This is a genomic window from Mycobacterium spongiae, assembly GCF_018278905.1.
GTDB classification, from domain to species: domain Bacteria; phylum Actinomycetota; class Actinomycetes; order Mycobacteriales; family Mycobacteriaceae; genus Mycobacterium; species Mycobacterium spongiae.
This window is the reverse complement of sequence record NZ_CP046600.1, coordinates 1,111,808-1,136,666: the sequence shown is the minus strand read 5'-3', so window position 1 is coordinate 1,136,666 and position 24,859 is coordinate 1,111,808. Positions and strand designations below refer to the sequence as shown.

The following is a 24,859-nucleotide window of genomic DNA, read 5'->3' as shown; positions in this document are numbered from 1 at the left end:
TGCTGCGTTCGTTTATCACTATTGGGAAGGGTTCTTCGATGGCTATTGACGTCCGCCCACCAGGGCCTGACGCCAATGGCTGCGTGCCGCCCGCCGCAGTGGTATCGGATTTTGCAGAACTGCCGCCGGAGATCAACTCCGGCCGGATGTACTCCGGCCCGGGATCGGGACCGCTCATGGCCGCCGCGACAGCCTGGGACGAACTGGCGTCAGAACTGTGCGACGCGGCGAGTCGATGCGGTTCGGTCCTCGCGGAGTTGACGAGCTTGCCCTGGTCGGGGCCTGCGTCCGCGGCCATGCTCGCCGCAGTCGCGCCCTACATCACCTGGTTGAGCGACACGGCCGAACAAGCCGAGCAGACCGGTATCCAGGCAAGGGTGGCCGCGGGCGCGTACGAGACGGCGTTCGGGATGACTATCCCCCCGCCGGCAATAGCAGCCAACCGCGTGTTGTTGCGCGCCCTCATCGCGACCAATCTCTTCGGTCAGAACACACCGTTGATCGCGGCCACCGAGGCTGAGTACCTCGAGTTCTGGGCCATCGACGCCACCGCCATGTACGCCTACGCCAGCTCCTCGGCGACTGCCTCGGCGTTGAGCCCGTTTGGATTACCGCCAAACACGGCAGACACCGGGCGTACTGGACAGGCTGCGACCGTCGCCAAAGCCAGAGGTCCTTCCGGTGGGCATCCGAAGCCCATCCTGCCAACCAACGACTGGAACACCTTGGTCAACACCTGGGGATTGACCTACTTCGGCGCGGGAATCGTTCAGTTGGGCTTCCTGTTTGCCCAACAAGTGATCACCGACGACGGGGCTGCCGCGGCAGCCGCTGCCCTTGGCATCTCCCCGATTCAAGAAGTAGCACGGGTCGCACCGGCACCAGTGTCAGCACTCATCGGACAGGGCGACAGGCTTGGGATGTTGGCCGTGCCGCGGAGCTGGACAACTTCGGCGCAACCCTTGAATGTCGTCGCCCATGAGGGAATGTCACGCGGCATCGTCACCGCTGCTCACCCTGATGCACCTACCGCTGTGGTCCCGAACATGCCCGACAACGATCGCACCGCAACGTTCGCCCGACGCCGATACGGGATACGGCACATCGTGATGTCTCGACCGCCCGCCGCTGGATAGACCCACGGGCATCGCAGCAAGGAGCATCGCAGCACAGAGCTAGTCAGGAGGAACCGAGATGGCAATTCCAACAATCAAGATGAGGCACTCGTAGCGATGGATTTTGGAACATTACCTCCCGAGATCAACTCCACTCGCCTGTATTCCGGTCCAGGATCGACGCCGATGCTGGCGGCCGCGTCGGTCTGGAGCGGGTTGGCCGCCGAGCTAACCTCTGCCGCAGAGGCGTACGAGACTGTGATCACCACGCTGCATAGCGAAGGGTGGCTGGGCCCTTCCTCAGCGGCGATGGCCGATGCTGTCATGCCCTATGTGATGTGGATGCGTGACACCGCCGCAGCGACCGAGCAATCCGCCGCCAAGGCCCGCGCCGCTGCCGCCGCGTACGAATCCGCGCTCGACGCAATGGTTCCCCCGCCCCAGATCGCCGCTAACCGCACTGACTTGGCCGCGCTCGTTTCGACGAACATTGTGGGCCAAAACACCGCCGCGATCGCCGCCACTGAAGCGCAGTACGCCCAGATGTGGTCGCGTGATGCGGAGGCGATGTATGAGTACGCGGGTGCCGCGGCGACGGCAACTGCCGTGACGCCGTTCGAGCCGCCGCCGCCAACCACCAGCCCCACCACCGCCGGAACGACGCAAACCACGCTGGCCAAGCTGATTTCGGAGTTGCCGGCCGTCCTGCAGGACCTCACGTCACCGCTGGCCTCTGCCGCTTCATCAACAGCGGGACCGATCGAACGGTTCTTGGAGTGGTATGCGCCGTTCGCGAACTTCTTCTACGACACACTTGGCTTGCCCTTCTTCGGGGCCGGCATAACCAGCTTCTTTGCCGCGACCGCAAGTACTTTGGGGGATGCCGGCTCGGCAGCCGCCGTGCCGGGGGCCGCCGCGACCGCCGCGGGCGCAGCCGGACTGACCGGCGGTGGACCAGTATCCGCCGGTCTAGCCCAAGCCAGCACGGTCGGCAAGCTGTCGGTACCAGCAAGCTGGGCCGGAGCGACCCCGGCGACGGCACCCACCACCGTGTCCAAGTTCGTCAACGACGTGGTCGAGCCCGCCGAAGTCGGCTCCAGCGGGAACGTGGTTTCAGGCATGCCGATTGGCGGATCGGGCAGAGGCGCCGCAGGACCGGGTCCCCGCTACGGAACGCGCCTCACGGTGATGACGCGCCCGCCATCGGCGGGCTAGGCCCGGTCCTCGGATCTACCTGAGCATTTGAGCAAAGTTAGCTGAAAGTTGCCTGGAAGGCGTTCACATCATTGCGCGCTTCTTGGCATGATCGCTCGTCGAGCGGAACCTAGGGGATTGGGATAGCACAACAAAGCTGCGGCTTCGTCGTGCGCTATTCACATCGCACTAAGACAGCCGCTCGACCCAAGGGCCGTTGACGCAAGGGACAGTATACCAAAGTAGTTAACAAAACGAAAACAATAACTGAACAAAACGTTAATAACAACACGTGAATAAGGAGAGTGTTCTGTCCACCGCAATGAAGGTTCCGCCCGCCCGTCTGGCCCGCGTCGTCGAGCGGGTTCGCCACCACCTACATCGGTTTAACCAACGTCTGCATCCCCCACCGGCGGTGATGATGGAGTTCATGTTTGGCGGCTGGACGGCCCATGCGATTACCGCCGCGGCCCAACTCAACATTGCCGATGCCCTGGCAAAAGGACCCCTCTCCATCGATGAGCTGGCGAACACGGTGGGCGCAGACGCCAGCGCGCTCCATCGGCTGCTGCGAGCGTTGATGACTAAGGGCATATTTCGTCAACGCCGCGATGGCCGCTATGACCTGAGCCCGCTCGCTGACACGCTGCGCTCCGACTCGCGCTGGTCGGTGGCCGGCGTAGCCCGCTACTTCGGGTGCCGACAACACCGAGAACATTGGACCATGCTGGCGAACGCGATCCGAACTGGCACGACCGTCGTTCCGGGGCTGCGCAATATGGCGTTCTTCGACTACCTCGCCAAAGACCCGGAATATTCGAGTCTGTTCGATGACGCCATGACGCAAATTTCAGAGTTGGCGGCGGCCCCCGTTCTTGCCGCCTACGACTTCACCCGCTATCGCACGATCGTCGATGTCGGCGGAGGGCAAGGCCAGCTGCTGGCCGACATCTTGGCGACGGCGCCAGATACCCAGGGTATCTTGCTCGACTTGCCGCAGGTCGTGGCCGAAGCTCCGAAGCTCTTGCAGCAACTGGGGGTTGAGAACCGGGTCCGGGTGGAGGGTGGATCTTTCTTTGACAGTGTCCCCGTTGGCGGTGACGCCTATATTCTCAAAACTGTCATCCACGATTGGCCCGACGAGGAGGCCGTGGAGATCTTGCGGAACGTGCGGGTGGCAGCCCGTGCCGATGCCACGGTGCTGGTGATCGGATTTGTGCTGCCAGAGCACAATCGCGAATTCGTCGGTAAATGGGTAGATCTGGAGATGCTTCTGCATTTTGGCAGCCGCGAACGCACCGAAGCCGATTTCCGTAAGTTGCTCGCTCAGGCCGGGTTACGCCTAGCCCGCGTAATACCAACCGCCTCACCGCTGAGCATTGTGGAAGCATCCGTAGCGAGTTAGGCCTATCGGACTAGTCAGGCTGCGATCGCAGGCCCCGGGTCGTCATGACCCGAGACGCAAGCTGGTCGTCGGGCGGATAGTCCACCTGGACCAACGTCAGACCGCGGGCCGGCGCGGCAGCGAAATCGCTGGACCGTCGCGTCGCCGTGAGCAATTCAGAACACCACGCCGCCGGGCGCCGGTGTTCGCCGACCGCCAGCAATGCCCCAACCAGCGACCGCACCATGTTCCAGCAAAAGGCGTCCGCGCTGACGTGCGCGGTGATCATGTCACCATCCCGCGACCAGTCGAACCGCTGCAGATCACGGATGGTGGTTGCGCCGTCTCGACGGCGACAGAAAGCCGCGAAATCGTGCAGCCCCAGCAAGGCTTGTGACGCTTCAGCCATCACGTGAACGTCAAGATCCCGGGGCCAGGCGGCAATGTAGCGGGCCTGCTGCGGTTCCACCCCGTAGGGTGCCGTCGATAACCGGTAGATGTAGTGCCGGCACAGCGCCGAGAACCTCGCATCGAAATCCGCTGGTGCACGACCGATGTCGAGAACTCGGATGTCGGTAGGCAGGAATCGGCCCAACCGGCGCACCAAGGCCACGAATTCCGCATCGCCCGGTCGGGCCGACCGCGAATAGGCCCTTGGCAGCGCCTCGGCGGGCACATCCACGTGCGCCACCTGACCAGTGGCATGCACTCCAGCGTCGGTACGCCCGGCCGCGTACAGCCGCACGGACGTACGGAACACGGTCGTGAGGGCCTCATTGAGTGCGCCGGCTACGGTACGCTGCCCCGTCTGTGGCGCCCAGCCAGCGAAATCAGTTCCGTCATAGGCGATATCGAGCCGCAGACGGACCTCACTACTAATTCTCGGAGGCCTCGTCAGAATCGCTGGTCTTCGCATCCTCGGTCGGCGGCGCCTCCGCCGGCGGCTCCTCGGCAGCGCCCTGCTTGGCTTTGGACCGTGACGCAGCTACCCTGCGCGCCCGATCCGCCTCCGCCGTAGCGGTCTTCTCCCGGACCAATTCGATCACCGCCATCGGGGCATTATCGCCCTTGCGCGCGTCGACCTTGATGATCCGGGTGTAGCCGCCTTCACGGTCGGCAAAAAACGGCCCGATTTCGGCGAAGAGGGTATGCACCACATCCTTGTCGCGGATCTTCTTGAGCACCTCGCGCCGGTTGTGCAACGTCCCCTTCTTGGCGTGCGTGATCAGCTTTTCCGCGTACGGCCGCAGTGCCCGGGCCTTCGGCTCCGTAGTCTTGATCCGCCCGTGCTCGAAAAGGGACGTAGCCAGGTTGGCCAGGATCGCCTTCTGGTGAGAAGACGACCCGCCGAGGCGAGGACCCTTGGTGGGCTTGGGCATTGCAACGCTCCTGTCTAGATTCTGGGCCAGTTGTCCGGTAGTCCGGCGGGCCGCTGACCGGCCCGCGTCGACGTCGGACGCACTTAGAGCTGTTCGGTTTCGGCGTAGTCCTGTTCGTCGTAGGAACCCTCGGAGGACCAGGTCCCAGTGGCGACGTCATAGCCCGCAACCTCAGAGGGGTCGAAGCTCGGCGGGCTGTCCTTGAGCGAAAGGCCGAGCTGGTGCAGCTTCACCTTGACCTCGTCGATCGACTTTTGGCCGAAGTTACGGATGTCGAGCAGGTCGGATTCGGTGCGCGATACCAGTTCACCGACCGTGTGCACGCCTTCGCGCTTGAGGCAGTTGTACGAGCGCACCGTGAGATCCAGGTCATCGATCGGCAGCGCGAACGAGGCGATGTGGTCCGCCTCAGCAGGCGACGGCCCGATCTCGATGCCTTCCGACTCAACGTTGAGCTCGCGTGCCAGACCGAACAATTCGACCAGCGTCTTGCCGGCCGAGGCCAGGGCATCGCGCGGGGTGATCGAACTCTTGGTCTCCACGTCGAGGATCAGCTTGTCGAAGTCGGTGCGCTGCTCGACACGGGTGGCGTCCACCTTGTAGGTCACCTTGAGCACCGGCGAGTAGATCGAATCGACTGGGATGCGCCCAATTTCAGCGCCGGAAGCTCGGTTCTGCACCGCGGGGACGTAACCGCGACCGCGCTCGACAACGAGCTCGACCTCCAGCTTGCCCTTGTCGTTCAACGTGGCGATGTGCATGCCGGGGTTGTGCACCGTGACCCCGGCCGGCGGCACGATGTCACCGGCAGTCACCTCACCCGGACCCTGCTTGCGCAAATACATCGTCACCGGCTCGTCCTCCTCCGAGGACACGACCAAGCCCTTGAGGTTCAGGATGATGTCGGTCACATCTTCTTTGACGCCGGGCACCGTGGTGAACTCGTGCAGTACGCCGTCGATGCGAATGCTGGTAACCGCCGCGCCGGGGATCGACGACAGCAACGTGCGCCGCAGTGAATTGCCCAGCGTATAACCGAAGCCCGGTTCCAACGGTTCGATGACGAACTGTGACCGGCTCTCGGAAACCACATCCTCCGACAGTGTCGGTCGCTGTGAGATCAGCATGGTGTTTCTTCTTCTCCTTCTCGGCACCCGCTATTTGATGCCGCTCAGGTTGTCGTCGCCGCGGCCGCGGCGACCAGGGCAGCCATGCACCGTCGGTGCAGGACGTCTACTTCGAGTAGTACTCGACGATCAGCTGCTCGGTCAGCGGGACCTCGATCTGTGCCCGCTCGGGCAGCTGGTGGACGAGGATGCGTTGCCGCTCCCCCACCACCTGCAGCCAGCTGGGAATTGGACGGTCACCCGCCGTCTCGCGGGCGATCTGGAACGGCACCGTGTTCACGGACTTGTCGCGCACGTCGATGATGTCGTACTGCGACACGCGATAGCTGGGCACATTGACACTCACCCCGTTGACCAGGAAGTGCCCGTGGCTGACCAGCTGGCGGGCCTGTCGGCGGGTACGCGCAATCCCTGCGCGGTACACCACATTGTCCAGCCGGCTCTCCAGGATCTGCAGCAGCGCCTCACCCGTCTTGCCGGCATGACGGTTGGCCTCTTCGTAGTAGCGACGGAACTGCTTCTCCATCACACCGTAGGTGAAGCGGGCCTTCTGCTTCTCCTGCAGCTGCAGCAAGTACTCGCTTTCCTTGATCCGTGCGCGACCGTGTTGACCGGGCGGGTACGGACGCTTCTCGAAGGCTTGGTCGTCGCCGACGAGATCGGTGCGCAGCCGGCGCGACTTGCGGGTGATGGGTCCGGTATAACGAGCCATGGGTTGGTTTCCTCCTCGACCGCGACTAAACCCTGCGGCGCTTGGGCGGGCGGACGCCGTTGTGCGGCTGGGGCGTGACATCGGAGATCGCGCCGACCTCCAGGCCAGCAGCTTGCAGTGAACGGATAGCAGTTTCGCGACCCGAACCCGGGCCCTTGACGAACACGTCCACCTTGCGCACCCCGTGCTCTTGCGCCTTACGCGCGGCGTTCTCGGCGGCCAGCTGGGCCGCGAACGGGGTCGACTTCCGGGAGCCCTTGAACCCGACGTGACCTGAGGACGCCCAGGCGATCACGTTGCCCTGGGGGTCGGTGATCGTCACGATCGTGTTGTTGAACGTGCTCTTGATGTGGGCAGCACCATGCGGAACGTTCTTCTTTTCCCGACGGCGGGTCTTGTGCCCCTTCTTCGACGATCCAGTTGCCGCTTTCTTCGGTGGCATCGGTTACCTGGCCTTCTTCTTGCCTGCGATGGTGCGCTTGGGACCTTTGCGGGTCCGAGCGTTGGTCTTGGTCCGTTGGCCACGCACCGGCATGCCGCGGCGGTGGCGCAGACCTTGGTAGCAGCCGATTTCGATCTTGCGGCGAATGTCGGCCTGCACCTCGCGGCGCAGATCACCCTCGATCTTCAGGTTGGCTTCGATGTAGTCACGCAGCCGGGTGAGCTGGTCATCGGTCAGATCTTTGGTGCGCAAGTCCCGATCGATGCCGGTGGCTGTCAGGATTTCGTTCGAGCGGGTACGGCCGATGCCGAAGATATAGGTCAGCGCGACCTCCATCCGCTTATCACGCGGCAGGTCGACGCCCACTAGTCGAGCCATCAGTGGCTTCCCTCTTTCGTTGCGGAGGTCTTGTCCCAGTCCGTTCCCGCGAACTCCGCGGGGCCCGGCCTCCGTCCGGGCGTGGATGAGCGTGCCCATCGCAATCGATGCCAGCCGCTCATTGGTACTGGGAGGTCTGCATTTAGTTGTGGGTGAAAGCTGGCCAGGTTCCGGCGGACCTGATTGTCCGGCCTAGCCTTGTCTTTGCTTGTGGCGCGGATCGGCGCAGATCACCATGACCCGCCCGTGCCGACGGATCACCCTGCACTTGTCACACATCGGCTTGACGCTCGGGTTCACCTTCACGGCAGCTCGGTCCTGTTCTCTGAGGTATTTCGTTACTTGTACCGGTACACGATGCGGCCCCGGGACAGGTCGTACGGCGACAGCTCCACCACCACCCGATCCTCCGGCAAGATGCGGATATAGTGCTGGCGCATTTTGCCGCTGATGTGGGCGAGCACCTTGTGGCCATTCTCCAGCTCTATGCGAAACATCGCATTGGGCAGGGGCTCGACCACTCGACCCTCGACCTCGATGGCACCGTCCTTCTTGGCCATTACTATCTGGCTATCCTTCTCTTCCTTGTGGCAGCGGCCAGTCTCGGCGCAGCAGGTGACCGCACTACACAACGTGAGCCGGTGGTGGAAATTCCGCGAAACGCTCCGAGAAATTTCAAGACTGGGCACGCCAAGAGTCGGCACGGGACGCCGCACCGTTGGCCCACAATACCCGCATCGCCGCACTCCGCGCAAAACGCCGCCGAACCTCACGAATCCCAGGAATAGGGCCAGGCCGGCCGGGGGTTGGAGCAGTCATGAGCGATGCCAGTAAACCTCGTCTCGGCCGCTTCGGAACGTTCGGACGCACCGTCACGCCCCAACAGGCCAAGGACATCGAGGCCCTGGGCTTCGGCGCGGTCTGGGTCGGCGGCTCGCCGCCCGCTGAGCTGGCCTGGGTGGAGCCCATCCTCGAGGCGACGACCACGCTGCAGGTCGCCACCGGCATCGTCAACATCTGGTCGGCGCCCGCCGAACCAGTCGCCGAATCGTTCCATCGGATCGAGGCGGCCTACCCGGGGCGTTTCCTGCTGGGCATCGGGGTCGGCCATCCCGAAGCGGTCAGCCAGTACCGCAAGCCCTACCAGGCCCTGACGGACTACCTGGACAGGCTGGACGACCTGGACGTGCCCGCCAACCGCCGGGTGGTGGCCGCACTGGGTCCGCGGGTGCTGGGGCTTGCCGCGCAACGCAGCGCCGGGGCGCACCCATACCTGACGACGCCGGAACACACCGCGCAAGCCCGTGAGCTGATCGGCCCTTCGGCGTTCCTGGCGCCGGAGCACAAAGTAGTACTGACCACTGATTCCGAGAAAGCACGCATCGTGGGCCGCAAGGCGCTCGACATCTACCTCGACTTGGCCAACTACCGCAACAGCTGGAAACGGCTGGGCTTCACCGACGACGACATCGCCCGTCCGGGCAGCGATCGCCTGGTCGACGCCACCGTCGCCTACGGCGGCACCGACGCCATCGCGGCGCGACTGACCGAACATCTCGACGCGGGAGCCGACCACCTAGCGATCCAGGTACTTACCCGAAGTGACAATCTGGTCCCGGCGCTGGCCGAATTGGCCGAACCGCTGGGCCTGGGGCGCTGAGGTCGAAGCGAGGACGATGGTGACCCAACCAGTTTCACCCAAACCAGACCTCGGCAAGTTCGGCGTATGGATAGGCAGCCGTTCCCTCGCGCCGGAACTGGCCGCCCAGATCGAATCGCTCGGCTACGGCGCCGTCTGGATCGGAGCGTCGCCGGACGCGGATCTGGCGTGGGCGGAGCCGGCTTTGGCACAAACTACATCGCTGCAGCTAGCCACCGGGATTGTCAACACCTGGTCAGCGCCCGCCAACACCGTCGCCGAGTCGTATCGGCGCATCGAGGGCGCATATCCACAACGATTTCTGCTCGGCGTCGGGGTGGGGCACCGCGAACACACTCAGGAGTACCAGAAGCCCTACGACAAACTGGTCGAGTATCTCGCTGAACTCGACGCAGCCGGGGTGCCCATCGGACGTCGCGTGCTCGCCGCCCTGGGTCCGAGGGTGTTGCGGCTCGCCAAAGAACGCAGCGCCGGCGCCCACCCCTATCTGACGACGCCGGAACACACGGCCACCTCCCGCGAGCTGGTCGGGAGCTCGGTACTTCTGGCACCGGAACACAAGGTGGTACTCACCGCCGATCGCGACGAAGCCCGCGCCATCGGACGCCAGTTCGTCGACTTCTACCTAGGTCTGCGCAACTATGTGAACAACTGGCTGCGACTTGGATTCAGCGCAGACGACGTACGCAAGCCCGGTAGCGACCGGCTGATCGATGCCCTGGTGGCCTACGGCACCCCCGATGCCATCGCAGAACGCCTCCACGAACATCTCGACGCCGGCGCCGACCACGTGGCGATTCAGGTGCTGGGAGCCTCACCCGGAGAACAGCTGTTACCCACACTGAGCGAACTGGCCCGCCCGCTGCTGGGCTAGGGTTTGTCCCATGCGGCTGCTTGTCACCGGTGGCGCGGGCTTCATCGGCGCGAATTTCGTGCACAGCACCGTGCGCGAATATCCCGACGACCAGATCACGGTGCTCGACGCCATGACCTACGCCGGCCGGCGCGAGTCGCTGGCCGACGTCGAGGATGCGATCACGCTGGTGCAGGGTGACATCGCCAACGCCGAGCTGGTTTCGGAGCTGGTGGCCGAGTCCGACGCGGTCGTGCACTTCGCCGCCGAATCTCACGTCGACAACGCGCTCGACAATCCGGAACCGTTCCTACATACCAATGTGATCGGTACCTTCACCATCCTGGAAGCGGTACGACGTCACGATGTGCGGCTCCACCACATCTCAACCGACGAGGTCTACGGCGACCTGGAGCTCGACGACCCGCAACGGTTCACCGAGCACACGGCGTACAACCCATCGAGTCCCTATTCGGCAACCAAGGCCGGCGGGGACATGCTGGTGCGAGCCTGGGTGCGGTCCTACGGCGTCCGCGCGACGATCTCCAACTGCTCCAATAACTATGGGCCGTATCAGCATGTCGAGAAATTCATCCCGCGCCAGATCACCAATGTGCTCACCGGGCGGCGGCCCAAACTGTATGGGACGGGCGCCAACGTCCGCGACTGGATCCACGTCGACGACCACAACAGCGCGGTACGGCGGATCCTGGACAAAGGCCAGATCGGCCGGACCTACCTCATCAGCGCCGAGGGCGAGCGCGACAACCTGACCGTGTTGCGGACGCTGCTGCAGATGATGGGCCGTGACCCAGACGACTTCGATCATGTCACCGACCGCATTGGACACGACCTGCGCTACGCCATCGACCCGTCGGCGCTCTACAACGAATTATGTTGGGCTCCAAAACACACCGACTTCGACGAGGGCTTGCACGCCACCATCGACTGGTACCGTGCCAACGAATCATGGTGGCGTCCACTGAAGGACGCTTCCGAAGCGCGCTACGAAGAACGCGGTCAGTGACATGCAGGTACGCGAACTAGCCATACCGGGCGCCTGGGAGATCACCCCCACCATCCACGGCGATTCCCGTGGAGTGTTCTTCGAGTGGCTTACCGACCAGGGATTCCGCGGATTCGCCGGGCACCATCTGGACGTCCGGCAGGCCAACTGCTCGGTGTCGTCGGCCGGGGTGCTGCGTGGCCTGCACTTCGCCGAACTACCGCCAAGCCAAGCCAAATACGTCACCTGTGTATCCGGTTCCCTCTTCGACGTTGTCGTCGATATCCGTTTGGGGTCACCGACATTCGGCCGCTGGGACTCCGTGCTGCTCGACGATCGGGATCGTCGGACGATCTACATTTCCGAAGGTTTGGCACACGGTTTCCTTGCGCTGGAAGATAATTCGACGGTGATGTATCTCTGCTCGGCGGAATACAGCCCGCAGCGCGAGCACACGATCCGTGCTACGGATCCGACGCTGGCGATCGACTGGCCACTCGTCGGCGGCGTCGCTCCCAGCTTGTCCGACCGAGACGCAGCGGCTCCCAGCTTCGACGATGTGCGCGCATCCGGCCTGCTACCCACATGGGAAGAGGCGCAGAAGTTCGTCGGCGCTCTGCGCGACGAGTAAGAGGCCAGCTTCGCTAGGGCGCTGCCGGTCTAGTCAGGGGCGTCCAGGTCGCTTTCCAAAATCCAGCACACGGCGGAATTGTCGTGTTCGGTGGGCTCGCGCTGCGATGCCTTGTCGAGAAGAGTCTCCAAGTAGCCTTCGAGGGCGACGAGCTCGGCGATCTGCGTGCGAACTTGGTCGAGGCGAGCGTTCAGGACCTGTCGGACGTGCCCGCACGGCACCTCGCCGCGATCGTGAACCGCCAGGATTTGGCGCACCTTCTGCAAGGTCAACCCCGCCGCTTGGCCCCGATGGATGAACCGCAGCCGATCCACCATGTCGGGTCCATAGTCGCGATACCCGGACGCGCTGCGCGTAGGCGGCGGTAGCAGCCCCGATTCCTCGTAGAACCGCAGGGTCTTGGTGCTGGTATTGGTCAGTTTGGCAAGCTCGCCGATCTTCACGAGGCCCTCCCTTGACCCTCCAGTGCGCTGGAAGGATAACACTGGGTTCGAGCTCACTGGTAGCGGTGGCAACGATGAGACGGGAGCGTTCGACATGGCATGGCAAGGAATGTTTATGAAGGCGGCGCCCGCGGTGGCGACCGGCGTGGTGGGCGTCGCCGCGTACGAGGCGCTGCGCACCGCGGTGACGAAGGCTCCGCTGCGCAAGGCAACCGTCAGCGTGACCGCGTGGGGCCTACGGGCTGTGCGCGAGGCCGAGCGCAAAGCCGAGGCGAGCGCCGAACAGGCTCGACTCACTGTCGCCGATGTGATGTCCGAGGCCAGAGAGCGTGCCGCCGAGGACGTTCCACCGCCGACGATGGCGCGAGAGGGCCACAACCATGACCGCTGACACCCTGAGCCCTGGCGACGTCGCTCCCCGAGTGGTTTCCAACGCGGCGGGGCGGATGCGCGTGCACACCCGGTTCCGTTTCGACGCGGTCCGGGCCGTCGCAATCGAGGACACCGCCGCCAAGGTGCCCGGCGTAAGCACTGTGCATGCTTATCCGCGCACGTCATCGGTGGTGATCTGGTATTCGCCCGAACACTGCGACACCGCTGCGGTCCTCTCGGCGATCGCCGATGCCGAGCACATCCCTGATGGGACCGCGGTCGCGCTGCGAGGCCTGCGCCGTCGCTTCCTCGGCCACTCTCAGAACGCGGACAGACCGGCCGCGTGCTCGGCACCGCCAGCCGAAGCGAACCGGCGCGAACGGCGTCAGTGGTCGCGCCGCGTGTGGTTGACCTGGCCGCTGGCGCTGGCAGCGGCTGCTGCGACAACGCTTTTCGGAGCCGCGCCGTGGGCGGGTTGGCTGGCCTTTGCCGTGACGGTCCCGGTGCAATTCGTCGCCGGGTGGCCCATGCTCAACGCAGCCGCGCAGCAGGCGCGGGCCCTGAGCGCGAACATGGACACGCTGATCACGCTGGGCACGTTGACGGCGTTCGGCTACTCCGCCTATCAGTTGTTTGCCGGTGGACCGCTGTTCTTCGACACCGCGGCGCTGATTATCGCGTTCGTGGTATTGGGCCGCTATTTCGAGGCCAAAGCCAAAGGCAAGGCATCGGAGGCGATCAGCAAGCTGCTGGAGATGGGCGCCAAAGAGGCAGTGCTACTGGTCGACGGCGAAGAGCTCCGCGTGCCGGTCGATCAGGTCCGCTTAGGAGACCTGGTGCGGGTACGGCCCGGAGAGAAGATCCCGGTCGACGGCGAAGTCACCGACGGCCGCGCCGCCGTCGACGAGTCGATGCTCACCGGCGAGTCCGTCCCGGTGGAGAAGGCGGCCGGCAACCGCGTTGCCGGAGCAACAGTCAATATCGACGGGCTGCTGACCCTACGCGCCACCGCAGTCGGGGCAGACACCGCATTGGCTCAGATTGTGCGCCTGGTCGAGCAGGCGCAGGGCGGCAAAGCCCCGGTGCAACGGCTGGCCGACAGGGTCTCTGCGGTGTTCGTGCCGATCGTGGTCGGTGTCGCCGTGGCAGCCTTTGCCGGGTGGACGCTGATCGCCGCTAACCCAGCAGCCGGTATCACCGCAGCGGTCGCGGTGCTGATCATCGCGTGCCCGTGCGCACTGGGCCTGGCCACGCCGACGGCGATCACCGTCGGTACCGGCCGGGGCGCGGATCTGGGCATCCTGGTCAAGGGCGGCGAGGTCATGGAAACCTCGAAGAGGATCGACACCGTGGTATTCGACAAGACCGGCACCCTCACGCGCGCCCAGATGCGGCTCATCGATGTGATCGCCGGCACGTCTTGCCAACCTGATGCCGTGCTGCGTATCGCGGCCGCGGTCGAGTCCGGCTCCGAACACCCCATCGGCGCTGCCGTCGTTGCCGGTGCGCGCGAGCGCGGGTTGGAGATTCCCGCCGCCACCGAGTTCACCAACCTCGCCGGACACGGCGTGCGCGCCGCGGTCAACGGCGAGTCTGTCGTGGTTGGGCGGCGCACGCTCGTCGACGAGCACGATGTGCTGCTTCCCGAGCACCTCGCCGCGACGGCCGCGGAGCTGGAAGGCCACGGCCGAACCGCGGTGTTCGTCGCCCGGAACGACCAGGTTGTCGGTGTGCTCGCGGTGGCCGACACCGTCAAGGACGACGCCGTGGACGTCGTTCGCCAGCTGCATGCCCTCGGGCTCGAGGTCGCCATGATCACGGGCGACAATGCCCGCACCGCCGCCGCGATCGCCGAACAGGTCGGCATCGACCACGTGCTGGCCGAGGTGCTGCCGCAGGACAAGGTCACCGAGATTCGGCGCCTCCAGAACGAGGGTCAGGTCGTTGCGATGGTTGGCGACGGCGTCAACGACGCCCCCGCCCTGGCGCAGGCCGATCTGGGCATCGCGATCGGCACCGGTACCGACGTCGCCATCGAGGCCTCCGATATCACGCTGATGTCCGACCAGCTCGACGGCGTGGTGCGGGCGATCCAGCTCGCGCGGCGGACCCTGCGCACGATCTACGAAAATCTTGGCTGGGCCTTCGGCTACAACACCGCCGCGATCCCCCTTGCCGCGCTCGGACTGCTCAACCCGGTTGTTGCGGGCGCCGCGATGGGGTTGTCCTCGGTCAGCGTCGTGACCAACTCGCTGCGGCTACGTCGTTTCGGCCGCGACGCCTGACGCCACCGCGGCCGGAGCGTGGCCACGAAGTTGTCGGCACTCGGCCGATTTACTAGGATATGCAAGTATCACCGTGATTTTCCCCTTCCTACCTATCTGGGACAACCATGACCACGCAGATTCCACATTTCATTGACGGCCAGCGCAGCACCAGCCGGTCCGCTCGCACCGCCGACGTCTTCGACCCCAACACCGGGCAGGTCCAGGCGACGGTACCGATGGCATCGGCAGCCGACATCGACGCCGCGGTAGCGTCGGCCGCCGACGCGCAAAAGGGCTGGGCCGCGTGGAATCCGCAGCGCCGCGCCCGGGTGCTGATGCGATTCATCGAGCTGGTCAACGACCACATCGACGAGCTCGCCGAACTGCTGTCCCGCGAGCACGGCAAAACCCTGGCCGACGCCCAGGGCGACGTCCAGCGCGGCATTGAGGTGATCGAATTCTGCATCGGTATCCCGCACTTACTCAAAGGGGAATACACCGAAGGCGCCGGACCGGGAATCGACGTCTACTCGCTGCGTCAGCCCCTGGGTGTCGTCGCCGGCATCACCCCATTCAACTTTCCAGCGATGATCCCGCTGTGGAAGGCTGGCCCAGCACTGGCGTGCGGAAATGCGTTCATTCTCAAGCCCAGTGAGCGCGACCCATCGGTCCCGGTCCGGCTCGCGGAGCTGTTCGTCGAAGCGGGCCTGCCCCCCGGCGTATTCCAGGTCGTCCACGGTGACAAGGAAGCCGTCGACGCTCTGCTGAACCATCCCGATGTCCAGGCGGTCGGATTCGTCGGCAGCTCCGATATCGCCCAGTACATCTACGCGGGGGCCGCGGCAACCGGCAAGCGGTCGCAATGCTTCGGCGGCGCCAAGAACCACATGATCGTCATGCCGGACGCAGACCTCGACCAGGCGGTCGACGCGCTCATCGGCGCCGGATACGGCAGTGCCGGTGAACGCTGCATGGCGATCAGCGTGGCGGTACCCGTCGGTGAACAAACCGCGGATCGGTTGCGCGCCAGACTGATCGAGCGGGTCAATAACCTACGTGTCGGCCACAGCCTGGACCCCAAGGCCGACTACGGCCCCCTGGTCACCGCGGCCGCGTTGACGCGGGTTCACGACTACATCGACCAGGGAGTGGCCGCCGGCGCCGAGATCGTCGTTGACGGCCGCGAGCGGACGAGCGATGACCTGTCGTTTGGGCTGCCTGACGGCACCGCAAACCTGGAAGGTGGCTTTTTCATCGGTCCGACCCTGTTCGACCACGTCACACCAGAAATGTCGATCTACACCGACGAGATCTTCGGGCCCGTGCTGTGCATCGTCCGAGCCCATGATTACGAGGCAGCGCTGCGCTTGCCATCCGAGCACGAGTACGGCAATGGCGTCGCTATCTTCACCCGCGACGGCGACACGGCACGCGACTTCACCGCGCGGGTACAGGTGGGCATGGTCGGTGTCAACGTGCCGATCCCGGTTCCGGTGGCCTACCACACCTTCGGCGGGTGGAAGCGCTCCGGATTCGGCGACCTCAACCAGCACGGTCCGACATCGATCCAGTTCTACACGAAGGTCAAGACCGTCACGTCACGCTGGCCGTCCGGCATCAAGGACGGTGCCGAATTCGTCATCCCCACCATGGATTAGAGCTGACGTCGCCATGTTTACCCTCAACGACGACGAGCGGGTGATCACCGAGACAGCAGCCGCGTTCGCCGCCAAACGCCTTGCCCCCCAAGCACTGGAATGGGATGCCACCAACCATTTCCCCGTGGACGTGTTGCGCGAAGCCGCCGATCTCGGGATGGCGGCGATCTACTGCCGCGACGACGTCGGCGGTAGCGGACTGCGCCGCCTCGACGGGGTGCGCATCTTCGAGCAACTCGCCACGGCCGACCCGACGACCGCCGCATTCCTGTCTATCCACAACATGTGTGCCTGGATGATCGACACCTTCGGCACCGCCGAACAGCGCAAGATCTGGGTGCCACGCCTGGCCACGATGGATGTGATCGCGAGTTACTGTCTGACCGAGCCGGGCGCCGGCTCGGATGCCAGCGCATTGAGCACCCGCGCGGTCAAACACGGGGGCGACTACGTGCTCGACGGTGTTAAGCAGTTCATCTCCGGCGCGGGCGCGTCGGACGTCTACGTGGTGATGGCGCGAACCGGGGGCCCCGAGAACCCCGGGCCCCGCGGAATAACGGCATTTGTCATCGAAAAGGACGCTCCGGGAATCAGCTTCGGCGCCCCGGAGCAGAAGATGGGCTGGCATGCCCAACCCACCGCGCAGGTCGTGCTGGAGGGGGTGCGCGTACCCGCTGAAGCGATGCTGGGCGGAGCGGACGGCGAGGGCTCCGGTTTCGGCATCGCGATGAACGGGCTCAACGGCGGCCGGCTCAACATCGCGGCGTGCTCCCTGGGCGGTGCGCAAGCCGCGTTCGACAAAGCGGGCGCTTACGTTCGCGAGCGCCAGGCCTTCGGTGCCTCGCTGCTCGACGAGCCGACGATCCGGTTCACCTTGGCCGATATGGCCACCGGGCTCGAGGCGTCGCGAATGTTGTTGTGGCGGGCGGCGAACGCACTCGACGACGATGCCGCCGACAAAGTCGAGCTGTGCGCGATGGCCAAACGCTACGTCACCGACACCTGCTTTGACGTCGCCGACAAGGCCTTGCAACTGCACGGCGGATACGGGTACCTACGCGAGTATGGTCTGGAAAAGATCGTGCGCGATCTACGAGTACATCGGATCTTGGAAGGCACCAACGAAATCATGCGGGTGGTGATCGGTCGGGCCGAGGCCGCACGGTTGCGTACCAGCGCGTAGGAGACAGACCCAATGACCGAGACGATCGCCTTCCTGGGACTGGGACACATGGGCGGGCCGATGTCGGCGAATCTGGTTGCCGCTGGCCACACCGTGCGCGGATTCGACCCGGCTCCGGCAGCCGCCGCTGCCGCGCTGGCTGCCGGAGCCACGGTGTTCGACAGCGCTCCCGACGCGGTGGCCGAGGCCGATGTGGTTATCACCATGTTGCCCGACGGCGACGTGGTGAAACGCTGCTACGCCGACGTGCTGCCTGCTGCTCAACCTGGTGCACTGTTCATCGACAGCTCCACCATCTCGGTCAGCGATGCCCGCGACATCCACGCACTTGCCGGCTCACACGGCGTGGCCCAGCTCGATGCGCCGGTGTCCGGCGGCCAGAAGGGAGCGGTGGCCGCGACGCTGGCGTTCATGGTGGGCGGCGACGCCGACGTGCTGCAGCGGGCACGTCCAGTGCTGGAACCCATGGCGGCCAAAATCATCCACTGCGGCGCAGCGGGTGCGGGGCAAGCCGCCAAGGTGTGCAACAACATGGTGCTGGCCGTGCAGCAGATCGCTATCGGCGAGGCCTTCGTGCTGGCCGAAAGGCTGGGGCTGTCGGCGCAGTCGTTGTTCGACGTCATCACCGGCTCGACGGGCAACTGCTGGGCAGTGCACACGAACTGCCCGGTGCCCGGCCCGGTGCCAACGTCGCCGGCCAACAACAACTTCGAACCCGGGTTTGCGACCGCACTGATGAACAAGGACTTGGGTCTGGCGATGGATGCGGTGGCCGCGACCGGTTCGACGGCACCATTGGGCAGCCACGCCGCAGAGATCTTCACCCAGTTCGCCGACGACCATGCCGCCCTGGATTTCAGCGCGGTGATCGAGACGCTGCGCGGCGGCTAGATCACACCTTTCGGCCCAGGAACGCAGCCAGCTGATCGGCAGGAGCCCGTTCCGGTGGGCAAGGCTGCTCGTCGCCGAACGGCTGGCCAGGCCCGCGGATCTGCGGCCCCACAAGCCGGCGCGCGGCGGCGAGCTGCTCGGTCGCCAATTCCGGATCAAGATCGGTGCACTGCCCGGTGGCCGCTGCCAAGTCCCAGGCATGGGTGAGTACGTCCATGGTGCGTAGCCCGACGAAGACTTCTGCGGGGAAGTCCCCGAACGGCAGCCTGAAGGTGATGGACATCCCGTCCGGTCGAGCGAAGACCTCGTGAGCTGCGGTGGCGGCAGCCCGATGGGCTGCGACGACGTTCTCCGGCCGCGCCGGAGGCTCATCGGGTCCACCCGCCCAGATCCCGACATGCTCATTGCCGTAGAGAACGTGGCCGATCAGATCGCTGACCGTCCACTCCGTGCACGGGCTGGGGGCGTCGAGCTGGTCGGGACCGACGCCAGCGAGAACGCGACTGAATGCGTCTTGAGCACGCTGGTGAGCTGCGAGTGGGTCCACGATCCGCCCTTCCCGGTTCAATCTAGAAGTCCCCTGCGCTACGGCGCAACGTTTCGATGGACGACACCAGCGCCTCCGACTCACCGGCGGCCATGCCGATATCGGCGAACACCTGCTCGTTCAGCGTCTCCGTGGCGTCCTCGACCGTGGAGCGGCCCAGCTCGGTGATGTGCACCAACGTCGTCCGCCCATCGGTGGGATGGGGCACGCGCTGCACCAGCCCATCGGCTTCCAGCCGCCGGATCGCGTGGGTGACACTGGTGACGTGCACCTGCAGCCGGTCTGAGGCTTTGGTGATCGGCAACGCCCCGGTGCGGCTGAACGCCAACAATCGCAACAACTCGAAGCGGGAAAAACTCAGGTCGTAGGGACGCAACGCCGTCTCGACGCGGGCCAGCAGGATTTGATGGGCACGCATTACCGACGTCACCGCGACCATGCCTTGCGCGACATCACCCCAGCCGGCGTTTTCCCAGTTGGTCCGGGCCGCGGCGATCGGGTCGCGCTTCTGTGAGACAGCCACGCCCTTTCTTACCGCACCTGCGGGTACAGCCGCTCAACCCCCTTAGAGGGAACGCTCCAGCAGAACCTCACCGGTATCGGCGGCAACCACTTGTACTGCCGCGATCTGATTCGCGGGTGTGGAAATGCTTCCCGCGGGCGTCGCAGTGTGTCCGGGTTCGGCCACCCACGTCGCCAGCCGCGTTTGGCTGCCGTCGCGACCCACGACGACCATGGCCAGCGTGTCATGGTGGGCATCCGGGGGCGCCAGGCAGACGCACCGCAGATTGATGAACGTTCCCCAGTGCTCCGGACTGATCGCCACGGTCGAGGTCAGCAGGGTTGTCCCGGTCTGCGCCATGGGCAGCGGCGACGCGGTCACCTGCTGGTCAGACGTGGGATGGCCCTGGATACCAACCAGCACGCCGACCCCGAGCACCGCGGCAGCGGCAGCCGACGCCGTCCAGGTCGCGAGGCGGTTGCGGCGACGGCGCCAGCGCACCGTTGCCAGCAACGACGGCAACAGCTCCGGTGACATCTCCGCAGCCCCGACACCCGAGCCGGACTCATCGATCGCAGTCACTTCTTCCCGGCTGAGCTGTGACAGCAGGGCCGGCACACCAGACAGTTCCCCGACGGCGGCCCGACACGCCGGGCAGTGGGCCATGTGCGCCTCGAATTCGCGGCGGTCGGCTGCCGACAATGACCCAAGCACGTAGGCGGCATCCCACATCGCGTAGCGGTCGTTGCCACCGGTGGCCGCGTCGTGCGCCCGGTCATCGCCGGGTGGGCCGAGTCCCCTTAGCGGCGTCCTCATGTCATCCATCTCCTGTCACCCCCACACATGCGGAGCCCACAGCTCCGCGAATGCGTCCCGAACTAGCGTCCCACGCCGTCATCGGGTAACTCCGTGTTCTTGCAGGGTGAGCCGCAGCGCCCGCACCGCGTAGTGCAGCCGCGACTTCACCGTTCCCTCAGCAACCCCAAGGTCGCTTGCTATCTGTGCGGTGGTCCATCCCCAGTAGTATGACCGGCTGATCACTGCCCGATGTTCGCATGACAGCTGAGCCATCGCGTCGGCGATGAGCAACCGGTCCAACGCCGCGTTGACCTCATCCGGCGTGGACTGCTCTGGGGCGCCCGAGTCGTCGATCGAACCAACGACATTGCGGTACCGGGCGCTGCGCCGGTCGTCGATGATCAGGTTGCGAGCGACGGTGAATAGCCACGCCCGCGCCGATCGTTCGGTGTCGGCCACCACTTCCGGATGCTGCCAGGCCCGCACCAAGGTCTCCTGCACCACATCGTCGGCTTGGGTCGCGTCGCCCGTCAACCGCAGCGCGTAGCGCCACAAAACCGCAGCGTGCTCATCGTAAAGCGCCTTCATCAGCGTGGCTTCGGCAGCGCCCGACGCCCTCCCCGTGCCGGCTACACGCGCCATTGGACCACCTCCTGCTTACTGACACGAGTCCAGTAAGTATTTGGTTCAATGCCGGCGCGGCACCACATTCGCCACAGTGCGAGCTAGGCAAGCGTGAGAACACGGGGTCCGTGCTCAGTTACCGCCACCGTATGTTCCCAGTGTGCCGCACGAGAGCCATCGGCGGTCTTGACCGTCCATTTGTCGTCGAGCACTACCGTCCTGCGGGTCCCCAACGTCAGCATCGGCTCGATCGCCAACACCGAACCCACGGCCAATGCAGGCCCGCGCCCAGGAGCGCCCTCGTTCGGCAGGAAAGGATCCAAGTGCATCTGCCGGCCGATACCATGGCCCCCGTACCCGTCGACGATCCCGAGAGACAGTCCGTACCGCACCTCGGCGGCGCGGGTGCCCGTTTCGATGGCATGCGACACGTCGGTCAACCGATTGCCGACCACCATTGCGGCGATTCCTGCTTCCAATGAGTCCCTGGTCGCTTCGGACAGCGCCTGGTCGACCGGACGCAGCGCGTCGACCCCGAAGGTGATCGCCGAGTCACCATGCCAGCCATCGAGGATTGCCCCGCAGTCGATGGACACCAAGTCACCGGGCGCGAGAATCTCCGCGGCGGACGGTATCCCGTGGACGACCCGGTCGTTGACCGACGAGCAGATCGAGGCCGGGAAACCGTGATAGCCCAGGAACGACGGCGTGGCCCCGGCCTCGCGGATCACCGACTCGGCTACCTCGTCGAGACTCAGTGTGGACACTCCCGCCACCGCGGCCTCGCGGACGGCCTTGAGTGCGGCGGCGACGACGGCACCCGCCGCGGCCATCGCATCGAGTTCGCCAGGACTGCGCTGCGGAACGACTCTGCGACCCCGCAGCCGCGCCAGGGCCCCCATGGCTACTTTCCCAGCGCTCGCAGCGCGCGCGCGAACACTTCGTCCATGGCACCGACGGCATCCACGGTCTTCAGCTGCTCGCGGTAGTAGTCGAGCAGGGGAGCGGTTTCGTCGCGGTAGACCTTCATCCGGTTGACGATGACATCGTCGGTATCGTCGGCGCGGCCACGACCCTTGAGCCGCGCCAACAACTCCTCTTGCGAAACGCGAAACTCGACGACCGCATCGATGTCGGTCCCGCGGCGCGCGAGCATCTCGTGAAGCGCCTTGGCCTGCTCCACCGAGCGGGGGTAGCCGTCCAGAATGAAACCGGCAGCCGCGTCCGGGTGGGTCAACCTGTCGTCAATGAGCTGGTTGGTTAGCTCGGATGGCACCAAATCACCGGCATCCAGGTATCGCTTGGCCTCCACACCGAGTTTGGTGCCGCTGCCTATGTTCTGCCGAAACAGGTCACCGGTGGAGATATGCGGGATCTCGAGCTTCTCGGCCAGCTTCTGAGCCTGCGTCCCCTTGCCCGCCCCGGGCGGTCCGAGCAAAACAACTCTCACTTGAGGAACCCTTCGTAGTTGCGCTGCATGAGCTGACTCTCGATCTGTTTGACCGTATCCAAACCGACACCGATCATGATCAGAACCGCGGTACCGCCGAAGGGCAGATTCTGTACCGTTCCCCCGGCGCCGATCTGCAGGAACAGATTGGGCAGCACCGCGATCACGCCGAGGTAGATCGAACCCGGCAGGGTTATTCGGTTCAGCACAAAACGCAGATAGTCGGCGGTCGGCCGCCCCGGCCGAATTCCCGGAATGAACCCACCGAACTTCTTCATTTCGTCGGCACGCTCGTCGGGATTGAACGTGACGGACACGTAGAAGTACGTGAAGAAGATGATGAGCCCAAAGTAGATACCGATATAGACCAGGTTGCTCGGGTCGGACAGATAAGTGCTGACGAATTTGTCCCACCAACTGCTACCCAGACCACCCTTGCCGCTTCGGACCAACTGGGTGATCAGATGCGGAATGTAGATCAATGAGGACGCGAAGATGACCGGGATAACGCCGGCCTGGTTCACCTTGAGTGGCAGATACGTGGAGGTCCCCCCGTACATCCGACGACCCACCATGCGCTTCGCGTACTGCACCGGGATCCGGCGCTGACCCTGCTCGACGAAGACGACGCCGACGATGATGATCAGCGCGGCCACGCAGACGGCGGAAAAGACCACCCCACCGCGGCTGTCCAGGATGGAGCGACCTTCGGAGGGAATGCGGGCGGCGATACCGACGAAGATCAGCAGCGACATGCCGTTGCCGATACCGCGTTCGGTGATCAGCTCGCCCATCCACATCACCAGTGCCGCGCCGGCCGTCATCACCAGCACGATGACGACCAGGGTGAAGATGCTCTGGTCGGCGATGATGTCCAGCGTGCAGCCCTGCAGCAACCCGCCATTGGCGGCCAGCGCCACGATGCTGGTGGCCTGCAGGACGGCCAACGCAACCGCCAGGTAGCGCGTGTATTGCGTCATCTTGGCCTGGCCTGCTTGACCCTCCTTCCGGAGTTCTTCAAACCTCGGGATGACCACAGTGAGCAGTTGCACGATGATGCTGGCGGTGATGTAGGGCATCACCCCGACCGCGAACACCGTGAGCTTCAACAACGCGCCGCCGGAGAACAAGTTGATCAGCGAGTAGATCTGTCCGGCCTCGCCGCTGCTGGCTTCTTTGATGCACTGCTGGACGTTCGGGAAATTGACTCCAGGCGATGGCATGGAGGCACCCACGCGATAGAGGACGATGATGCCCAGCGTGAAGAGGATCTTCCGTCTCAGGTCGACTGTACGCAGCGACGAGATGAAAGCCGAAAGCACTCTTCCTCCTGCGCAGCCGGGGGCCATCCTGCGTTACGCGCCCAACACCCGCAGGCCAGGACGTACGGCCGAATTATCTATAGCGCGTCAAATCGTGTACGAGACTAACAGCTGGTCCGGGCAGGCCCTGTCAGGGTCGCCCCCCGGTTGGGCGAGGTGATCTACCTCTCGGCTGACTTTGGCAGCTGACGGGCTAGGAGGGTTGGGCCGCGGGCGCGCGGGTAACCATGGGCACAGCCGGGAAGGCCCACGCCATTTCCGCGCGCGACTTGCGCAGCGCGGCGGTGCCGTAGCCCTTCTTCCGGTGATCGGGGTGAATCCAGACCCGCACGTCCACCTCGCCGTGGACGAGCTCCCCGAACACCATGCCGACCTTTTCGCCGGCGTCGATGGCCACGAACCACGCCGCCTCTTCGTCGTCGACGCGGGTTCCCGCGGCCCGGATCTCGTCGTCGAGGCTGCCGGCCGGCCCACCGGATCCATCACCGGCGGCGCCCATGTCCGAGGTGCGCGCGCTGAAGATATCGCGATCCTCTCCCGGGGAGAACGGCCGTAGTTCCAAGCTCTCACCCGAGCTCGCCGGGCGTTCCCGGAGCGTGAAGCTCAGCTGCTTGTTCAAGTCTTCGAGTTCGGCCATGATCTTCTTGCGCATGTCCTGAGTGAGCTGTGCAAAGGACATGCCCATGACTGCTTCGGCCGCGAGATGAGACGTGCCCAGCAATTTCACGATCGCCTCGACCGCGGCAGCCTTGTCTTTGGCCTCCACCATGGCGTCGGCGACCTCGTGCCGACGCTCCAATGCGGCAAGCAAGGCGTCTGCGATCTCTCGACGGGCAGCGGTCTGGTCGTGATCTGTCATTCCATAAGCGTAGAACGCCTCACCGGGTACTGCGCCAGCGCGTTAGGCGAAGTTTCCCCGGC

Annotated in this window: 29 protein-coding genes; 12 read left to right on the top strand and 17 right to left on the bottom strand. The window is 64.9% G+C overall.

Going from position 1 to position 24,859, the window contains the following annotated elements; all coding sequences use genetic code 11:
- Positions 1–38 precede the first annotated feature (38 nt).
- The 3 genes from F6B93_RS04640 to F6B93_RS04630 all read left to right on the top strand — a co-directional run bounded on the left by F6B93_RS04640 (position 39) and on the right by F6B93_RS04630 (position 3,714).
- Entirely contained in the window at positions 39–1,136 is a 1,098-nt protein-coding gene (locus F6B93_RS04640; protein ID WP_211698026.1) for a PPE family protein, read from the top strand.
- Positions 1,137–1,232: 96 nt separating this feature from the next.
- Entirely contained in the window at positions 1,233–2,330 is a 1,098-nt protein-coding gene (locus tag F6B93_RS04635) for a PPE family protein (RefSeq protein WP_211698024.1), read from the top strand.
- A gap of 271 nt (positions 2,331–2,601) precedes the next feature.
- A complete protein-coding gene (locus F6B93_RS04630; RefSeq protein WP_343232718.1) occupies positions 2,602–3,714 on the top strand; it encodes a methyltransferase in 1,113 nt (370 codons plus the stop codon).
- A gap of 10 nt (positions 3,715–3,724) precedes the next feature.
- Here F6B93_RS04630 and truA read toward each other — a convergent pair whose 3' ends face one another.
- From truA to infA, 8 genes are all read right to left on the bottom strand, one after another.
- Entirely contained in the window at positions 3,725–4,609 is an 885-nt protein-coding gene (truA, locus tag F6B93_RS04625; protein ID WP_211698022.1) for a tRNA pseudouridine(38-40) synthase TruA, read from the bottom strand.
- On the bottom strand, positions 4,569–5,072 hold the full coding sequence (rplQ, locus tag F6B93_RS04620) for a 50S ribosomal protein L17 (RefSeq protein WP_211698020.1): 504 nt from the start codon (positions 5,070–5,072) through the stop codon (positions 4,569–4,571). Before rplQ ends, truA begins: the two co-directional genes overlap by 41 nt.
- An 83-nt stretch (positions 5,073–5,155) precedes the next feature.
- Positions 5,156–6,199 (bottom strand): DNA-directed RNA polymerase subunit alpha, encoded by a 1,044-nt coding sequence (locus F6B93_RS04615; protein ID WP_211698019.1) that lies wholly within the window; start codon positions 6,197–6,199, stop codon positions 5,156–5,158.
- Positions 6,200–6,305: 106 nt separating this feature from the next.
- Positions 6,306–6,911, bottom strand: a complete 606-nt coding sequence (gene rpsD, locus F6B93_RS04610; protein ID WP_211698018.1) for a 30S ribosomal protein S4 — start codon at positions 6,909–6,911, stop codon at positions 6,306–6,308.
- Positions 6,912–6,936: 25 nt separating this feature from the next.
- Entirely contained in the window at positions 6,937–7,353 is a 417-nt protein-coding gene (gene rpsK, locus F6B93_RS04605; protein WP_211698017.1) for a 30S ribosomal protein S11, read from the bottom strand.
- Positions 7,354–7,356: 3 nt separating this feature from the next.
- Complete coding sequence (gene rpsM, locus F6B93_RS04600; protein ID WP_211699268.1) at positions 7,357–7,731, bottom strand: 30S ribosomal protein S13; 375 nt, start codon at positions 7,729–7,731, stop codon at positions 7,357–7,359.
- 192 nt (positions 7,732–7,923) lie between these two features.
- Complete coding sequence (rpmJ, locus tag F6B93_RS04595) at positions 7,924–8,037, bottom strand: 50S ribosomal protein L36 (RefSeq protein WP_116540246.1); 114 nt, start codon at positions 8,035–8,037, stop codon at positions 7,924–7,926.
- Between the two features lie 32 nt (positions 8,038–8,069).
- Positions 8,070–8,291 (bottom strand): translation initiation factor IF-1, encoded by a 222-nt coding sequence (infA, locus tag F6B93_RS04590; protein WP_003418601.1) that lies wholly within the window; start codon positions 8,289–8,291, stop codon positions 8,070–8,072.
- A gap of 257 nt (positions 8,292–8,548) precedes the next feature.
- On the opposite strand from infA, the gene F6B93_RS04585 reads away from it, so the two are divergent.
- From F6B93_RS04585 to rfbC, 4 genes are read left to right on the top strand one after another with little or no spacing between them, the layout of a single operon-like run.
- Positions 8,549–9,391: an LLM class F420-dependent oxidoreductase gene (locus F6B93_RS04585; RefSeq protein WP_211698016.1), complete on the top strand. Its 843-nt coding sequence runs from the start codon at positions 8,549–8,551 to the stop codon at positions 9,389–9,391.
- A 19-nt stretch (positions 9,392–9,410) separates the two neighbouring features.
- Positions 9,411–10,265, top strand: coding sequence for an LLM class F420-dependent oxidoreductase (locus tag F6B93_RS04580; protein ID WP_211698015.1), 855 nt, complete (start codon positions 9,411–9,413; stop codon positions 10,263–10,265).
- A gap of 10 nt (positions 10,266–10,275) precedes the next feature.
- A complete protein-coding gene (gene rfbB, locus F6B93_RS04575; RefSeq protein ID WP_211698014.1) occupies positions 10,276–11,271 on the top strand; it encodes a dTDP-glucose 4,6-dehydratase in 996 nt (331 codons plus the stop codon).
- A gap of 1 nt (position 11,272) precedes the next feature.
- The gene (gene rfbC, locus F6B93_RS04570) at positions 11,273–11,881 is read left to right on the top strand and encodes a dTDP-4-dehydrorhamnose 3,5-epimerase (RefSeq protein WP_211698012.1); all 609 of its coding nucleotides are present in this window, start codon (positions 11,273–11,275) and stop codon (positions 11,879–11,881) included.
- A gap of 29 nt (positions 11,882–11,910) precedes the next feature.
- On the opposite strand, the gene F6B93_RS04565 is transcribed toward rfbC, so the two are convergent.
- Entirely contained in the window at positions 11,911–12,324 is a 414-nt protein-coding gene (locus F6B93_RS04565; RefSeq protein WP_211698010.1) for a heavy metal-responsive transcriptional regulator, read from the bottom strand.
- A gap of 94 nt (positions 12,325–12,418) precedes the next feature.
- On the opposite strand from F6B93_RS04565, the gene F6B93_RS04560 reads away from it, so the two are divergent.
- From F6B93_RS04560 to mmsB, 5 genes are all read left to right on the top strand, one after another.
- Positions 12,419–12,715, top strand: coding sequence for a DUF1490 family protein (locus F6B93_RS04560; protein WP_211699267.1), 297 nt, complete (start codon positions 12,419–12,421; stop codon positions 12,713–12,715).
- A gap of 55 nt (positions 12,716–12,770) precedes the next feature.
- Positions 12,771–14,981 carry a copper-translocating P-type ATPase gene (locus F6B93_RS04555; RefSeq protein ID WP_211699266.1) on the top strand — a complete coding sequence of 737 codons (2,211 nt, stop codon included), beginning with the start codon at positions 12,771–12,773 and terminating at the stop codon, positions 14,979–14,981.
- A gap of 107 nt (positions 14,982–15,088) precedes the next feature.
- Positions 15,089–16,621 (top strand): CoA-acylating methylmalonate-semialdehyde dehydrogenase, encoded by a 1,533-nt coding sequence (locus tag F6B93_RS04550; protein WP_211698008.1) that lies wholly within the window; start codon positions 15,089–15,091, stop codon positions 16,619–16,621.
- 13 nt (positions 16,622–16,634) lie between these two features.
- Complete coding sequence (locus F6B93_RS04545; RefSeq protein WP_211698006.1) at positions 16,635–17,804, top strand: acyl-CoA dehydrogenase family protein; 1,170 nt, start codon at positions 16,635–16,637, stop codon at positions 17,802–17,804.
- A gap of 12 nt (positions 17,805–17,816) precedes the next feature.
- On the top strand, positions 17,817–18,695 hold the full coding sequence (mmsB, locus tag F6B93_RS04540) for a 3-hydroxyisobutyrate dehydrogenase (RefSeq protein WP_211698003.1): 879 nt from the start codon (positions 17,817–17,819) through the stop codon (positions 18,693–18,695).
- A gap of 1 nt (position 18,696) precedes the next feature.
- Here mmsB and F6B93_RS04535 read toward each other — a convergent pair whose 3' ends face one another.
- The 8 genes from F6B93_RS04535 to F6B93_RS04500 all read right to left on the bottom strand — a co-directional run bounded on the left by F6B93_RS04535 (position 18,697) and on the right by F6B93_RS04500 (position 24,797).
- Positions 18,697–19,242 carry a TIGR03086 family metal-binding protein gene (locus F6B93_RS04535; RefSeq protein WP_211698002.1) on the bottom strand — a complete coding sequence of 182 codons (546 nt, stop codon included), beginning with the start codon at positions 19,240–19,242 and terminating at the stop codon, positions 18,697–18,699.
- Between the two features lie 22 nt (positions 19,243–19,264).
- Positions 19,265–19,765, bottom strand: coding sequence for a MarR family transcriptional regulator (locus tag F6B93_RS04530; RefSeq protein ID WP_211697999.1), 501 nt, complete (start codon positions 19,763–19,765; stop codon positions 19,265–19,267).
- Between the two features lie 42 nt (positions 19,766–19,807).
- Positions 19,808–20,569 carry an anti-sigma factor family protein gene (locus F6B93_RS04525; RefSeq protein WP_281426133.1) on the bottom strand — a complete coding sequence of 254 codons (762 nt, stop codon included), beginning with the start codon at positions 20,567–20,569 and terminating at the stop codon, positions 19,808–19,810.
- Positions 20,570–20,638: 69 nt separating this feature from the next.
- Positions 20,639–21,184: a sigma-70 family RNA polymerase sigma factor gene (locus F6B93_RS04520; RefSeq protein WP_211697997.1), complete on the bottom strand. Its 546-nt coding sequence runs from the start codon at positions 21,182–21,184 to the stop codon at positions 20,639–20,641.
- A gap of 83 nt (positions 21,185–21,267) precedes the next feature.
- Positions 21,268–22,068 (bottom strand): type I methionyl aminopeptidase, encoded by an 801-nt coding sequence (map, locus tag F6B93_RS04515; protein WP_211697995.1) that lies wholly within the window; start codon positions 22,066–22,068, stop codon positions 21,268–21,270.
- Between the two features lie 2 nt (positions 22,069–22,070).
- Positions 22,071–22,616, bottom strand: a complete 546-nt coding sequence (locus tag F6B93_RS04510) for an adenylate kinase (protein WP_211697992.1) — start codon at positions 22,614–22,616, stop codon at positions 22,071–22,073.
- The gene (gene secY / locus F6B93_RS04505; protein WP_211697990.1) at positions 22,613–23,938 is read right to left on the bottom strand and encodes a preprotein translocase subunit SecY; all 1,326 of its coding nucleotides are present in this window, start codon (positions 23,936–23,938) and stop codon (positions 22,613–22,615) included. The genes F6B93_RS04510 and secY overlap by 4 nt, the downstream gene beginning before the upstream one ends.
- A 193-nt stretch (positions 23,939–24,131) precedes the next feature.
- The gene (locus F6B93_RS04500; protein WP_211697988.1) at positions 24,132–24,797 is read right to left on the bottom strand and encodes a GNAT family N-acetyltransferase; all 666 of its coding nucleotides are present in this window, start codon (positions 24,795–24,797) and stop codon (positions 24,132–24,134) included.
- Between the last annotated feature and the right edge of the window lie 62 nt (positions 24,798–24,859).